This is a genomic window from Paenibacillus sp. NPDC058174, assembly GCF_042883865.1.
Taxonomy (GTDB): domain Bacteria; phylum Bacillota; class Bacilli; order Paenibacillales; family Paenibacillaceae; genus Pristimantibacillus.
On the sequence record NZ_JBHVUY010000016.1, the window covers coordinates 1 to 13,692 of the forward strand.

General features: G+C 37.4%; 15 protein-coding genes and 3 pseudogenes. 1 reads left to right on the forward strand and 17 read right to left on the reverse strand.

Going from position 1 to position 13,692, the window contains the following annotated elements:
* The coding region (locus ACFVVF_RS29030; RefSeq protein WP_387816777.1) for a hypothetical protein at positions 1 to 284 on the forward strand (284 nt) is incomplete at its 5' end.
* A gap of 220 nt (positions 285 to 504) precedes the next feature.
* Here the strand turns inward: ACFVVF_RS29030 and ACFVVF_RS29035 are convergent.
* From ACFVVF_RS29035 to ACFVVF_RS29115, 17 genes and pseudogenes are all read right to left on the reverse strand, one after another.
* The gene (locus ACFVVF_RS29035; protein ID WP_387816779.1) at positions 505 to 750 is read right to left on the reverse strand and encodes a hypothetical protein; all 246 of its coding nucleotides are present in this window, start codon (positions 748 to 750) and stop codon (positions 505 to 507) included.
* A gap of 544 nt (positions 751 to 1,294) precedes the next feature.
* Complete coding sequence (locus tag ACFVVF_RS29040) at positions 1,295 to 1,609, reverse strand: pentapeptide repeat-containing protein (RefSeq protein ID WP_387816802.1); 315 nt, start codon at positions 1,607 to 1,609, stop codon at positions 1,295 to 1,297.
* Positions 1,610 to 1,809: 200 nt separating this feature from the next.
* Positions 1,810 to 2,586 carry a hypothetical protein gene (locus ACFVVF_RS29045; protein ID WP_387816781.1) on the reverse strand — a complete coding sequence of 259 codons (777 nt, stop codon included), beginning with the start codon at positions 2,584 to 2,586 and terminating at the stop codon, positions 1,810 to 1,812.
* A gap of 567 nt (positions 2,587 to 3,153) precedes the next feature.
* Positions 3,154 to 3,630, reverse strand: a complete 477-nt coding sequence (locus ACFVVF_RS29050) for an SMI1/KNR4 family protein (protein WP_387816783.1) — start codon at positions 3,628 to 3,630, stop codon at positions 3,154 to 3,156.
* 30 nt (positions 3,631 to 3,660) lie between these two features.
* Positions 3,661 to 4,037, reverse strand: a pseudogene (locus ACFVVF_RS29055) (SMI1/KNR4 family protein).
* A gap of 860 nt (positions 4,038 to 4,897) precedes the next feature.
* Positions 4,898 to 5,449 carry a hypothetical protein gene (locus ACFVVF_RS29060; RefSeq protein ID WP_387816804.1) on the reverse strand — a complete coding sequence of 184 codons (552 nt, stop codon included), beginning with the start codon at positions 5,447 to 5,449 and terminating at the stop codon, positions 4,898 to 4,900.
* Between the two features lie 4 nt (positions 5,450 to 5,453).
* Positions 5,454 to 5,660: a colicin E3/pyocin S6 family cytotoxin gene (locus ACFVVF_RS29065; RefSeq protein ID WP_387816785.1), complete on the reverse strand. Its 207-nt coding sequence runs from the start codon at positions 5,658 to 5,660 to the stop codon at positions 5,454 to 5,456.
* 588 nt (positions 5,661 to 6,248) lie between these two features.
* Positions 6,249 to 6,629, reverse strand: coding sequence for a hypothetical protein (locus ACFVVF_RS29070; protein ID WP_387816806.1), 381 nt, complete (start codon positions 6,627 to 6,629; stop codon positions 6,249 to 6,251).
* Between the two features lie 26 nt (positions 6,630 to 6,655).
* A pseudogene (locus ACFVVF_RS29075) lies at positions 6,656 to 7,069 on the reverse strand (hypothetical protein); the annotation flags it as partial.
* Positions 7,070 to 7,160: 91 nt separating this feature from the next.
* Positions 7,161 to 7,445, reverse strand: a pseudogene (locus tag ACFVVF_RS29080) (IS110 family RNA-guided transposase); the annotation flags it as partial.
* Between the two features lie 525 nt (positions 7,446 to 7,970).
* Complete coding sequence (locus tag ACFVVF_RS29085) at positions 7,971 to 8,417, reverse strand: hypothetical protein (RefSeq protein WP_387816787.1); 447 nt, start codon at positions 8,415 to 8,417, stop codon at positions 7,971 to 7,973.
* Complete coding sequence (locus tag ACFVVF_RS29090) at positions 8,377 to 9,909, reverse strand: hypothetical protein (protein ID WP_387816790.1); 1,533 nt, start codon at positions 9,907 to 9,909, stop codon at positions 8,377 to 8,379. The genes ACFVVF_RS29085 and ACFVVF_RS29090 overlap by 41 nt, the downstream gene beginning before the upstream one ends.
* A gap of 41 nt (positions 9,910 to 9,950) precedes the next feature.
* Positions 9,951 to 10,799: a phage baseplate assembly protein V gene (locus ACFVVF_RS29095; RefSeq protein ID WP_387816793.1), complete on the reverse strand. Its 849-nt coding sequence runs from the start codon at positions 10,797 to 10,799 to the stop codon at positions 9,951 to 9,953.
* A gap of 54 nt (positions 10,800 to 10,853) precedes the next feature.
* Complete coding sequence (gene imm48 / locus ACFVVF_RS29100) at positions 10,854 to 11,288, reverse strand: Imm48 family immunity protein (protein ID WP_387816795.1); 435 nt, start codon at positions 11,286 to 11,288, stop codon at positions 10,854 to 10,856.
* 24 nt (positions 11,289 to 11,312) lie between these two features.
* A complete protein-coding gene (locus tag ACFVVF_RS29105) occupies positions 11,313 to 11,852 on the reverse strand; it encodes a hypothetical protein (RefSeq protein ID WP_387816797.1) in 540 nt (179 codons plus the stop codon).
* A gap of 534 nt (positions 11,853 to 12,386) precedes the next feature.
* Positions 12,387 to 12,959 (reverse strand): hypothetical protein, encoded by a 573-nt coding sequence (locus tag ACFVVF_RS29110; RefSeq protein WP_387816799.1) that lies wholly within the window; start codon positions 12,957 to 12,959, stop codon positions 12,387 to 12,389.
* Positions 12,952 to 13,692 (reverse strand): zincin-like metallopeptidase toxin domain-containing protein (locus tag ACFVVF_RS29115; RefSeq protein WP_387816800.1); only part of this gene is annotated, 741 nt, incomplete at its 5' end. The genes ACFVVF_RS29110 and ACFVVF_RS29115, both read right to left, overlap by 8 nt.

The following is a 13,692-nucleotide window of genomic DNA, read 5'->3' on the forward strand; positions in this document are numbered from 1 at the left end:
AGTATGCAGGGCTTGGTTCATGTCTGTTCCTCCCCTTTAACTACGCGAATTGTCTTCACAATTTGAAATGCGATATCTCTCCAATTTGTATATTCCTTGTACATGCAGCAAAAGGTTCCCATTACCGTTTGACCGTCAAATTCGAACAGAAACATGAGATTGTACATAAATCCGTCGAGCGCGGGACTTTTAAATTCCAGGTAGCCGATGTTTTTCTCCCCGACAGCCTCCACCCCATCGGAATAGAATCGCTGAAAGATTCAGTTAAGTTGCGGACGATTTGAAAAATCCCTCATTTTAGTTGCTACTCTTAATAGTGGTGGTAGCTAACAAAAAAACAGGTCAATTATGGTAAGATATGACCATAATTGACCTGTTTTTTTAACGGAACAATGATATTAGGTTATACTTTTTCAAGCATTTGGTGTACGTAAAATCAAATCGAAAAATCTTCATACATGTTGTTGGGTTTGTATGTGGACTTATACAAATTACCTACAACCCTTAAGAAGCATAGGACGTTCTATCTGGAAAAACACCATCATTCTCTCTTAAGATTCTAATTAATTTTGAAGCTGCGCGTAAATAATAGAAATTTGCAGTTGAACCTGGAACCTTTTCAATTTCCTCACATTCCCCATCCGATATACTTAACTTTATCTTACCTAATGAGTTTTCATCAGGACCAAAACTGTACACTACAAAATCCTTTGTCTCTTCTTCTTTAACTAACAGAACATACGTTGCCAAAGTTCTACCTCCTTAATTATTCATATACGCTATCTGACCAATTATAATGCTTTTGTGCTTCTGCATGTGCTTTTTCATAAGTTGCCCCATATTTTTTCATATAATTAGATTCAAATAATTCATGATTAAGTAATAAGATGTCGTTTTTATTATAAATCGCTCCCAGGCCAATGCCTGTTGATAATTCCGGTCAAATTTGTTGAATATCGGATTCCTTCCATCCTGTATTCCTAGCAATATCGCTCGTATCATTTTTCATTTTAAATGCACCATACATATCAAACGCCAGATCCTCCTGCCTCATAACTCAGAGACTGAAGAAGGCTCTTTTACTTTTGGAACATCAACATTATCAATTCTATCTCCATTAGCATTATGTGTAGGACTTGGAGTTCCGTTAGATTCACCCGTCCCCTCAGTAGTAATCATACACTTGGGGAATAAAAAGATGATAGTCGTTTTACCAACTATCACCTGATCTACCAATCTAAATTTTATAAAAACAACTTGAAGTAAAACTTGTTTAGCATACAGATCTACAGATCTATAGTTTACTTTTGACTATTTCCCAAACACCTTCATCAAAAATAGCCTCATTTTGTTGAGCATTTATTCTAGATAAACTCGCATTTTTAAATGATGAGTTACTAAACGATGATCCAATTACTTCCCCATCAGAAAAGTCAACTTCATCAAAGCAAGTTCCTCTGCACATACTTATATTAATCTTGGCTCCTTTTAAAATAGCTTTATAAAGGTTCGCTCCATTTAGAACACAATCTCCCATATCTATCTTCTCTAAGTTACTGTTGCTGAAATCAGTTTGTTCAAAATCACAATCAAGAAAGGAAGCTCTTATTAATTATGATGCTCTAAGATTTACTCTGACCGCCTGAATACAGTCCCCCATTACCTCTGATAAGTCAGTATAAGCTAAATCTATACCGTTCATCTCTAGTCCATAAATAACTTCCTTGTTTATTTTATAACTATTCAATATTTTCAAGACATTACTTCGATCCTGTTGCCCTGTCATTTTAACCACATCCCATCTACACTTTATCTATTGAGATAGTTTTGCCAAGCGTCGCTAGGACTAAACGTTGCGCCCATCCGATTATTGGTAAATTTCGGAACAGCTATTGCGCCAGAAGTTTCTAAATACTTCATTACTTGCAACCACTTGTTAAGCAATTCACTAGAATCAGCTTCCCATGGCTTCTCAATTACATCAATACAAATTCCTCCCCAATCAAACTCAGATACATGACCTGGTGAATTTTTCAAATACTCTCTTCTAAACAGTTCAAGAACATCATTACTAAAATAAGTTCGAGATCCTACTCCCAAAGGACCGTTCTGCAGAAACTCCACTGGTACTGGTTGTGAACATAAATCCATCAATATTTGATTGCGTTCATTCTCAGTATTCCAAGGATATGCTGTTGGCCAAAATATATTGGTAATTCCGTAACGGGGTTTTGCAATATTTGATATTTTGTCGGATATTTCAAAAAACATCGACCAATGTTTTTTAGAAAGGGATTTATGGAAATTAAAATATAAAAAAGATCGATTACTGAGATTTACATGAAAATAACCAGAATATTTAATAGACTTATCTCGATGAAGATGAATTTCTGTTATTCTTCGTTCTGTAACTTTCTCAATAATTTCATTTCGATTATACTCGACCTTAATCCGTTCATCATTTCCCCAGTGGGTAGGAACTAGCTTTTCATCTGACTCAAAAACATCTAAAAGACGACCTAGCACCTCTTCATTACTAAAAGATACTGTTGGATACATTTCAATTAAAAATAAATTTGGTGTCATTTCCTTCCTCCGCTCAAAGAAATCAATCACATGAATCAGGGTTCTACCCAGTAACCTCCACCTTGAATGCTTTCATCCACTTTCCAAATGCGAATAATCTTAGCTCCTCGCACTCAAACACACTCAATTATTCTTTGCCATTTCATAATCATCATTATGAAAATAAGTATCACCTATTGCTTTGTATATCCATGTACTGGTATCCCACTCGTTCTTCGGTAACGGAACCAAATCTAGTGCCGCTAAGTAACTCTCAATTGCCTTATCAGTTTGTCATTTATCAAACAGGTGTCTCCCTGTTTACACAATTGTACAATTTGGTTATGTACTTGTTCATTAATTTCCAATATTCATCCGCCTAAGATTATTTAATTGGTGGCAAGCTGGATTCTGTTAACTTTGCACCTGCGGATCGATTCAAACCCTCAACATTACCGTCCCCTAAGTATTTTAAATTTGGAGTAAAAGAAGAGGCTATCTCTGGGTAGTTAGTCCATAAAAAAAGCCCCATTAATTAAAGAATTTAACCAATTATCAACTAATTCGAATCAATAAAAAACACTATCATTATTTTTCAGGAATATATAAATTATCCACAAATTCAGAGAAACTTTTAGAAATTAGTCGAATGTATTCCACTCTTAACTCGTTATCTTCTTCAAAGTAATCCATATCACAATGATATACACTACCTCTATCTTTCCCATCAATTGATAAACAAATCAAACTCTCCACTGGGTCAATTCCAATTGGAAGTAAATTACTTGGTACCACTTGCGCCAAATTATAACTTCTTAATTTTTCTTCTAGATTTATTTCATTTTCTATTGATAGAGGGAAAAACATTGAAATAGACGATGTTACTACGCCTTTCTTAGTTGCATCATTAGTTTTAAATCTTCGTTGCTCAGTTTTCCCTCCATTTTTAGATACCAAAAATTGTCTATAATCATCAGGGAACAAAATATCATACTTATTTTCAAAATCTTCGATGTCTTGAATATCAATAGGAGTAAAAGAATATTCAAAATCTAAATTTTCCATACAACTAACCCTCTCTCCTGTTTTGTTTCCTCAATCAGAGTATAATCTGTCAATCAATTCAGAAAAAGAATCACATATAAATTTAATTTTATCCATATTCACTGATTCCTGATCATAGAAAACTACTGTCGGAGAACCTTTAGTATCACAGTAATTAAAACAAAATGGGTCTCTCGCAAATGGAATAATACCTTCTGGAAGTGCAGTCAATTCATAAACAACTTCTATATTAGAATCCTTGCTTGTAAAACTTAATAGACAATCAAAAACTGCTCCACCCTCATCATCATTATTATCATAAAAATTAGGCCTAGGATAACAACCGTTTTTTTATACATACAAGATAATCATCTTGGAAATCTCACACTAAAAGATTTCTCACAAGCAATAATTACTTGCTCATCTATTGCACCGTCTTCTCTACCCCACCGATTCTAAGTGAGGTACTTTTCCCCATAAGGCTAGAGCCACCTTTCCGTCAAAGCCGCAGATGAACTTGTACGATAGATAATAATGCCTAACGGCTGATGAAGTTGATTCTTGATCATGGTGGCATGTTGGACGATAGAGTTCATTCTTGCCACCATCTGCATGATTGTCCAGTAAATATCCTCTGAATTGATATCTGGCAGTTCGTCCAGTCTCGCAAATAACACTTTAGCGATGTAGAACGCATCCGAACTGTCGCTGATTTACGAAGTCACATAGCTCATGCGTTCATTGTAGAATTGTGTTGACCCCTTTGACGATTTATTTGTTTGACTTCGTTATCTCCCGACCGCTTAATAGCTGGTGCATGGTGCGTATCATTAGCTCGGTTGGCGGCAGATAAAAAACAGGTTAATTATAGTATATCCGACCATAATTAACCTGTTACCTGCAATTATTATTTTAGAAAAATATAAGCTTTAGTATCTGCATCACAATTATCGAAATTTTATGTCTTCATCATCTGTGTATGACGTTCAAAAGCCTTCTTATCTCGCTTTTCAACTTACCTTCCAGCTTTCTTTATAGGATTAATTCGGTTCTACTAATATAAAAATTCAAGCATTGAATGTGCATACAATCGAATTGATAATTAGCATCTTACATTGAGTTATTATAAGCTGTTGCTTGAAAGATGAGATCATTCGAACTGGGGGGCCCCGTCACAGAAAATCTTGAAAGGCATATAGCCCATCAAGGTTTATCAATTTGCTAGCTCTATAATGAACCTCTCTTACTTCAGGCACGGCACTGGGTTTCCTCATCCAAACACTCAAAGCTAGCATAATTCTAATACGTCTGTAAATAAAACATCTCCTAAAGTTAATCTTCTGTTGAAAGGCTCTATATTAGGTAAATCGCCCCATTCATAAACTGTATCGTAAAAATCATATAGATAACTAATCTCAGTATACCCTTTCGAAGCCATAATCCTATTAATGTGATTAGTTCCTTGTATCATTTCTAAAGATTCTGCTGTTCCCACAATTTCCAGAACACCATCTATCAAGGCATGCCTAATTGAATAACTATAATCTAAAATATAAATTGGTAACAATTTCGAAACTTTTATATTTATTTGTTGATTAAGTAAGAACTCTTCTGCACCTGATAAATCCTGTAGATGTAATAATATCTCTTCAGATGGACTGATCTTACTTATGCTCTCAATTTTCTTCAGATTACCGATCTCAGTTAATTCACTTGGTATCTCTAATCTTTCAGCACATTTCTTTTTATACCACTCGTCTAGTTCTCTTTTAATCAATAAACTTTCAATTAATTTTCTAACCTCAGGAAATTCCTCAACAAATCTCATCCCATGTTCCATCATATCAACCATCCCATCTTCTTGAAGGATCACCATCTTTAGTTTGCTTACCAGTTACAGGATCAAACTCTCCTAAATGCTCAGTTCTTCGTTTATTCCATTTTTCTAATTTACCATGTTGCGAATCCCACTGCCAATTAAACCCATCTTTATCTGACCAAGACTTTCTTTTTAATCTTTCTATAATTTGAATCATTTGCATTTGTTCCATCCACTTTGTTTGTTCTACCAGTCTGTAACCATTGGTATTGTCTCCAACAATTTTTTGCTTATCAGCTATTCGTGAATTGTACTCCTCTGTTCTTTGCTCCTTACGTTTGTAGTAACCCCTTTCATGTGCCGCCCCCTCCCGAATTTTTTCATGAATTTCGGGCTTAATTAGAGGGCAGGTGGCTAGCCTTTAACACATGACCTTCCCGTTTGTTAATGTTCAGTTAAGTCCTGACAATATAGTTGTCGGGCTATCTCAGTAAATCGTTGCGAACCTTCCGACACTGTATCCATCGCACTATATATTCGCAAAGTTGCGTTTATTTTGAAAAACCTGTGAGAAAACGAAGATAACAAAAAACAGGTCAATCATGGTGGTATCTGACCATAATCGACCTGTCCAATGTAACGAAATAACGTTATTTAGGGTATAAAATTCAAGCTTTTATGTGCGTACAAATGAAATGATGAAATCTTTATACGGGTATTACATGGGTTATATGTGTTATTGGTTGAATGACGGGTTTATTCGGCACTGGGTAGCCCCATGAGTCTCTGTAAAGAGATTATACAAAAATCTTTACATACCTTATACAATGGCGTTAAAAGGTACATGACCTGTTTCAGCATTCCTTAATAATGTTGGTTTTCTAAAACGTAAACTAGTTTCCAATTTGAATATGGGGGTATCTCCTTCCATCTCCATAAAAGATACATTAATCCATATGGGGGCTTTCGGAAAAAGCCCTCCTAAAACCCCAACAACATCTTCTAACAATAGTTTTTTACCACCTATATTCTCTTTAGATAACACAAGACGTTTCATCATTTCATCGCTACCATCTAACATTTTCCCATGTTCCTCAACAGGCTCTATAACAAATTTAACTATATCGCTCGAAATGTTCCTAGCCTTTTTTATCTTATCAACTGCTGTAGATAAATTTGTTGAAAAAATTTCTTCATTCATTTGAGTAGTCAAAATATCTCCCCCCTCTATTTCAATTTAGTTGACTGTACTTTCTTTAATTTCCCTAAATCAACATAACCGTTGCTCGTTAGTTCTAATTGATATATTTCTAACCACGCGTTTTCTGTCTTTATTCCAGCATTATTAAATATATTCTCATAGTTTTTGGCTTGCTCAGCTGTTGGAGTATAGTGTCCTGATTCATTTGTTATTCTTCTAACATTTCCATTTGCATCGACTTTTAGTTTTCCAGCAGCTTGAACATCAGCTCCATTAGCTAAATTAGAATGTCCTCGTCCAACCTTTAAGTTACCATTTACATCTATGACGAAGTCAACTTCTTTAATTCCATCTCTAATTTTAACTTGACCATTCTCCAAAACATATTCAAAACTCTTTCCTTGCTGAATCTCATTTGGATATCTGTTTTCAATTATTTGGACAGGTCTAACATTACCCGTCCCCTAAGTAGTAATCTTAAACTAGGGAATAAAGAAGGAAGCGACCGTTTTACCAATCACCACCATTATATCAGCTTGCCTGACGCTCTGTTAGAGTTGCCGCCCGGTATTCTGTCTTGTTCTTCATCATGCTGTAGATGATGTTCACAAGCCTTCTCATGACGCATATCAGTGCTTGTTTCTTTGTCTTGCCTTCCGCTAGCTTTCGTTGGTAATACTCGTAGAAAACGGGATTCCGTTGCTTCTTATTGTCACCTTTAGCCACTTGGATTTGCTGTACAGCTAGGTTATGGAAGATGGCATTCAGCACCCTATTACCTTGTCCGCTAGCTTTGCATGTGCCGCCCCCTCCCGAATTTTTTGATGAATTTCGGGCTTAATTAGAGGGCAGGTGGCTAGCCCTATACGTTCCCTGCCTGTTCTATGTCAACTGGTCGTCACCAGATTGTTCGCTCACGATAATCATCGCGGCATGTATTTCATTTGTTGCGGACAATTTGCAGATAAGTCCTGACAATATTAATTGTCGTGCTATCTACCCTAGAAGATGCAATATACTACCTTCTCATCTTCCCTATCGTAGTGGCGTATTTTACAGTTGCGATTGATTTCAAAAAACTGTGAGAAAGCGAAGATAACAAAAAACAGGTCAATCATGGTGGTATCTGACAATAATCGACCTGTTTGATGTATCGGAATAGCGTTAATTAGGTTATAAAATTAAAGCATTTGATGTGCGTACAATCAAAATGACGAAATCTTTATACGGGTATTACCTGGGTTAAGTCTGCTGTTGATTGAATGATGGGTTCATTCGGCAATGGGTATCCCCATAAAAAAGAAACCTTGAAAGGCATTAAGCCAATCAAGGTTCATACATTTAGTTATTCAAAAAATCGACGGTTAATCGGTCTACCCCTATTTGTACATATTGTTCATGCAGATAACCATAATCCATCAGGAACTCACTATCAATTTCAAAAGTTATACTACCTACTTCTAAAGTCCCTTCATCAATATCTAGTTTTCCTTGTAAGGTGTAAGCGAAACTATTGTTCTGCTGATGAATATTGTACTCTTCCAAGTTCACTTGCTCGATAATAAATTCATCAAGTATGGTCACATCGAGTTCAATCTGATAGACCTCTCCAACAATGAGTTCAAACGGGCATTCATTTGCGAAAGCAATAATTTGAATTCCGTTAATTTCAAGCGTAACCTCTTCTTCAATTATGGGGCTCATGTTAATAACTTTTGCCGTGTACTGAATGGGAATCCCTCCTCTTTTACTCAAACGGGTTAATAGTTTTATCATGCTTGTTGCCATTTAACAGTTTCCATAAATCTTCTCCACGTTTTACATGATAGGTTGTTATATCTCCATTAGTATTTGTACCAACAAATTCAAATTTAGCTTCGCCTTTCTGAGTGTTACCCATAAATTTAACATAACCAGTCCTTGTTTCAACCGTCCCATTCTTTAACTTATATTCGTATTGAACTTTAGTGCCACCGTTCATTACATCATTTGCCCCTTGAAGGTACTCATCAGCATTTTTATACGAACCTTTAAATTCTCCACCATGCTTCTCATAGTGCCCCTCAAGAAGTTCTCTGTTAGCAAAGTTTGATGAAGGTTTACCCGTCCCCTCAGTCTCTTCTTCTCTCCTTCGTCTCTCTTCGTCTTCTCTTCTTCTATCCTCTTCTTCTCTTTCACGTTCTTTTTTATTCTTATCGTTATTCTTTGGCTTACCCGTTCCCTCAGGATCCCTTCCCATCAACATATCAATCTTCTTCTGTTGTTCAGGAGTGTTCACATGAGGCTTATTCGGTGTCGAACCCAGATCCATGCTATTGATTCTAACTCCCGATGGTGTTACTACCTGCGGTGACAATCCTTCATTAATGTATTTCGAAGCCTTAGAAGTCGAATTTTTAATGGAACTTACCATCATTTTCGACGTTTTTGATGCAACTGTCACCGCTTTACCCCAGGCAATCGGTAGCGTTAATAAATCAAATGTTGCTCTTCCCCACGCATTCGGATCCCCTGAGGCAAGTTCTCTCATGTAGGACTTGAAGGCAGTAATCGTGCTCGGGATTAGGTTTCCGTAAAATCCCGAAATTTGTTCCCAGTAACTTTTCAGCGGGTCATCGCTTTTCCATGCCGTAACATGAAGGCCTATACCCATCTTGATTATTTCGATTGGTGACATCAGCGTATCTACCACTCGGCTGCCTATTCCCGAGAAGTAAGATTTCATGGTATCCAACCCTAATGGATCGTTCTCTAAGTTGTATCTTCGCACCGGAAGGGACCCGACCAACGCTATTTTCATCCCCAGCTGCAGCTTCTTCAGCTTGGCTTGTAACGTTAAGTTGCTGCCCAACTTACGTGCTGCAGTGATGACATCGCCTAATATTTTTTGTTGGGCTGCCGCTGTTTTTACGGCAGTAGCAACGCTTTTGCTCGTCTTCATTATATTTTGGGTGAGCTTGAAAGCTTTCATCCCCGCTTTTGCAAGCTTTGCACCCTTGATTACAGCCCCTGCAAACGGAATACAAGCCGCCATCGATAACGCAGCGCCGACGTAATCGCCCCTCGCCACCGATATGCCGGCATTCACGACATTGGCGACGATACCCACTCCCGGAATCATCCCGGCAACATCTAACGCGAGCTGCACGCCGTCCATGATTTTTCCGAACAGCCCTTTCTTCTTTTTCTTCGGCGGGGCTTCCTCTTCGGGCGCACTCTCTTCGGGGGCACTTTGTTCCTGTACTTCATCCGCAAACGGCACTTCCGGCTCAGGTTCCAAGTCTTCTACGAAAACGGGCAGCTTCTGCAATCCCTCTACTTTCAGACTTGTTCCTGAATATCGGTTTCCCCGTCCAGCACCAGACTGCTTGCTCCGCTTAGAAGGTACATTGTCTCTCCGGCTCGCAGCTCTACTCTTTTCTCCGCCGCCAGCTCCATCGTTTTATCCGATGTGAGGCGAATAGACTTCGGACTTTCAATCGTGATGCCTTCTCCGGTATCCAGTTTAATAAACAGCTGATTCTCCTGACCGTTTAATACCAGTTCGCTGCCGCCCAGCTTGAGTTCCTTGCCGAAGCTCGTCCCCCAGTACTTCACGCTTGGATCGGACAGCTTAGGTGAACCTCCTCCTTTGCGCACGGAGGAGATCACAACGGCTTCTTTCTCGCTCGCGCTCGGCATGTAGAGCTGTACGCTATCACCTGTTTGCGGCATGCAATAAAATCCGCTGTTTCCTTCTGCCGTGTAAGCCGACTTATAGGGCAGCCAGCAGGCCTGCTCCTTGCCCTGCTCAGCATCCACATTCAGATGAATGCGGACTTTATCTCCCTTTACGTCTAGAATACGGCCTTCTAGCGCTGCTCCAATAACGGATGAATTCGTGATCAAGATTAACTTCAGATCGCTCTCTTGGTACAGCTTGTAGTGGTAGATCCATTCACTGTCCCGCAGCTCTGCCGTACTTTCCACGACTGTTAGTTCTTTCTTCTGAAAACTGACCTTATCCCCGATCCGATAATATTGATCGCTCTCCACCGTATAGCTAAGACGGCTCTCTCCATCCCATCCGCCTGTGGAAGCGTCGGTTTGCCCTTGCGAGAAGGAGCGTTTCACTTCGTAGGGCACATCGCCTAAGGTATGAAACGAAGATAACAAAAACAGGTCAATCATGGTAGAATCTGACCATAATTGACCTGTTTTTGTTCATATCAAACATAGTTACTATTACTTTTTATTAACGATAGCTAAAACCTCAAGTATATTGGATTTCAACTGATCTTTTTGATTATTAACGTACTGCTGATAGCCACTTATCCCTCTACGAATAATTGAGAACATGACAGGATGATATTCTTCATCTGTTGAATTGATCAACTCCTGAGTAAAGTCCTCTGCCTGATCTTCACTGTATTTAAAAACTGATGTTAAACAACTGATAATAACGGCATGTGTCTGTATTTGATTGAGTTCTTTTATTAAAACAATGGTATTAACCATACCAAAACAAAATGTTGCCAAAACTTGGCGTTCAAGCTCAGTCGTATCTTTAAATCTCTTACCAATTAAAACAAATAACTGATCGGCAATTAAAACAATTTCATTTTTCGCCTCTTCAATCCTCTGTTTATCCACATTAGTTAACTCAAAGAAATTTGACATATACATTCTCCAATCAATAGCTTATTAATATACAATTAATTTACCATCAGGCCAACTACCTTTCCATCCACATGGGAAGTTACCAGATTCGTATACTTTTAGGAGCTCTAGAAAAAAAATCGGCTCTTTTTCAGCCTTGTAGTTATACTCCATAATAGCACTAACAACATCCCATTTCACATTTTCCAAAATTAAGGGAGATAACACTTTATGATTTATATACTCGTTTATCTCAGGAACCACATATACCTCAATCAATTCCTTGCTCTCTCTAACTAATTTGTTCCTTTCTTTGTATCTATCAGGGAATTTAACGGATAAAAATTCAGTTAATTTGTTCCCCGCCTCCTGTGTGATTTCTTCCCAGTATCTGCTTTGAGATTGTTTTGTAGCCTTTTTCCAATTTGCTTCATTAACGACTTCAAAATTAATATTTAATTCGAGTTTATTACCACAATTTGAAAACCAAATAATGTTACTGATTCGCTCAACCAAAGCATTCTCGATAGCCATTGATATCCCTCCCCCCACTTGTTGGTCTTCAGTATTTAATATTTGTTGCATTGCATCTCCCCAAACTTATGTCAATCTAAAGCCGTTGCATAGCTCACGATAACTTTGAATAATCTTTCTTTTTGCAACTCATTATCTCTATTCTATCTGCCTTTTTAAGGAACACATTATTCGCAAAGGTTCAAGGGTGATAGTCACTCGTCATCTTCCTATATTCTCTGTCATACATAATACTTCAAATTTTAATAGAATTATAAAATCCCCATTTCTACTTATTCTGCAAGTTGAAATAGGGATTTTTCTTGTACCATAGTCTAGTTTATTTTCATTTAGTTACTTAAAGTTAAATTATGATGTCACCTACTGTTGTTCCATGCTAAGAAAGGAGGAAGATTTATTTACTACAGCATACTGATAAGTCGGAGATTACTACCTACTGATATTGCAAAATAGTTGAAATCCACCCTTGGTATATTAATTCAAATATGTTTGTTTGACTTATCGCATTCGCGTTAAGCGCAGCACAAACGCTATAGTAATTTGAAAGTTTCCTTAGTATCTTCCAACAGATCTTTAGCTTCACTTCTACGTTCCATCTAAATGTGGAGTAACCGGGTAGCCTGACGGATCAAACATATATTCAACACAAGCTTTTTCATCAGATATAATCAGACTTATCGTGTCACCACCACCAAAAGGCGAAGGTGGTACTTTCATATTAATAATCCATGAGTACCCTTCAACACCTTCAAATTTCTCATAAAAAAATATTGACTCACCACGAATAGAATCGATTACTCCCTCTAAATGATACTCCTCATTATAACTTTGTGCAATTTGGAGCAACTTATCTATGGTTAATTGAGAAAACATTCTCGGTAATACATTTCTGTCAATTCCAAATATAAAAAATGAAATAACTTTTTCGACATCCGAAATAACCAAAAACTTTTCAAAATCCTTAAATTCTATTTCAACCACCCAAGCACCCTCAGTTAATGCAATAAAATTCTCGTAATAATGAACAGATTTATTTATGTCGCTATTAATTGTCCAAGGAGCGTAGTGATTGTTATTTCTGTTCTGTTCGTTACGTTCGTTAATGTACTCTTGTGCAATATTTAAAGCTTGCAATCTAGAAAGTTTTGAATCATTCATCTAAACACCCCTTAAATATATCAGAATTTGAAGGTGGCCAGCCAAATGGTGCCGGTTGTCCGTTGTTCCTCAATTTATATATATATCGTTCTGTTGCAATTATTTCTGCTCTTGTAAATTGTTTTGTATTCTCCATTATTATTTTATACACATGTTCCTCTCTCTCTAAGGTGCTTTGTTTTAAATATTTTTCTTTCCCTAGTTCTAACCACTGCTTTGCATGTATGCTTTCATGAAAAGCTGCAATTTGAGATGGCTTCTCTCTAAAATACATGATCCCAGTTTCAGGATCAAAACCTCCAGCTTTATCTTTTGGCACCTTAACTTTATCAATTACAACTTCAATTCCTTCTTTTTTCATATCTTTTTTGAACTTTTTAAAATCTGATGAACGTATTTTTCTATTACCATATTTATCAATCTTGAAAACATTTCCACTCACTCTTTTTGTATCCCATTCTGCAAGATCTAGATTACTACCGCCTTTAGTTGACCCCTCAGGCCCTTTATTAACCTTAACATCGCCAGGATCAACTTTCTTAGTTCCTGAATACATTCCATCTGCTAGATTTTTCTTTTGCTGTTCTCTCACTGCCTTATCAATCTTCGATACATTTCCATCAGCTATATCATCTAAATGAAATTTACTTGGTATAGGAGGTCCGCCAGCCGGAGCAAATTGTTTGCCCAAAGGAAGAGAGAACATATCCTTAAGTCCCCGCAGCTTGCTTCC

What these genes read in the sequence shown, in the direction of transcription:
- ACFVVF_RS29110 (WP_387816799.1), bottom strand. Translation starts at nt 12,959, where the DNA reads ATGAATGATTCAAAACTTTCTAGATTGCAAGCTTTAAATATTGCACAA.
- ACFVVF_RS29050 (WP_387816783.1), bottom strand. Translation starts at nt 3,630, where the DNA reads ATGGAAAATTTAGATTTTGAATATTCTTTTACTCCTATTGATATTCAA.
- ACFVVF_RS29095 (WP_387816793.1), bottom strand. Translation starts at nt 10,799, where the DNA reads ATGATTGACCTGTTTTTGTTATCTTCGTTTCATACCTTAGGCGATGTG.
- imm48 (WP_387816795.1), bottom strand. Translation starts at nt 11,288, where the DNA reads ATGTCAAATTTCTTTGAGTTAACTAATGTGGATAAACAGAGGATTGAA.
- ACFVVF_RS29085 (WP_387816787.1), bottom strand. Translation starts at nt 8,417, where the DNA reads ATGGCAACAAGCATGATAAAACTATTAACCCGTTTGAGTAAAAGAGGA.
- ACFVVF_RS29045 (WP_387816781.1), bottom strand. Translation starts at nt 2,586, where the DNA reads ATGACACCAAATTTATTTTTAATTGAAATGTATCCAACAGTATCTTTT.
- ACFVVF_RS29105 (WP_387816797.1), bottom strand. Translation starts at nt 11,852, where the DNA reads ATGCAACAAATATTAAATACTGAAGACCAACAAGTGGGGGGAGGGATA.
- ACFVVF_RS29070 (WP_387816806.1), bottom strand. Translation starts at nt 6,629, where the DNA reads ATGAATGAAGAAATTTTTTCAACAAATTTATCTACAGCAGTTGATAAG.
- ACFVVF_RS29065 (WP_387816785.1), bottom strand. Translation starts at nt 5,660, where the DNA reads ATGGAACAAATGCAAATGATTCAAATTATAGAAAGATTAAAAAGAAAG.
- ACFVVF_RS29060 (WP_387816804.1), bottom strand. Translation starts at nt 5,449, where the DNA reads ATGGAACATGGGATGAGATTTGTTGAGGAATTTCCTGAGGTTAGAAAA.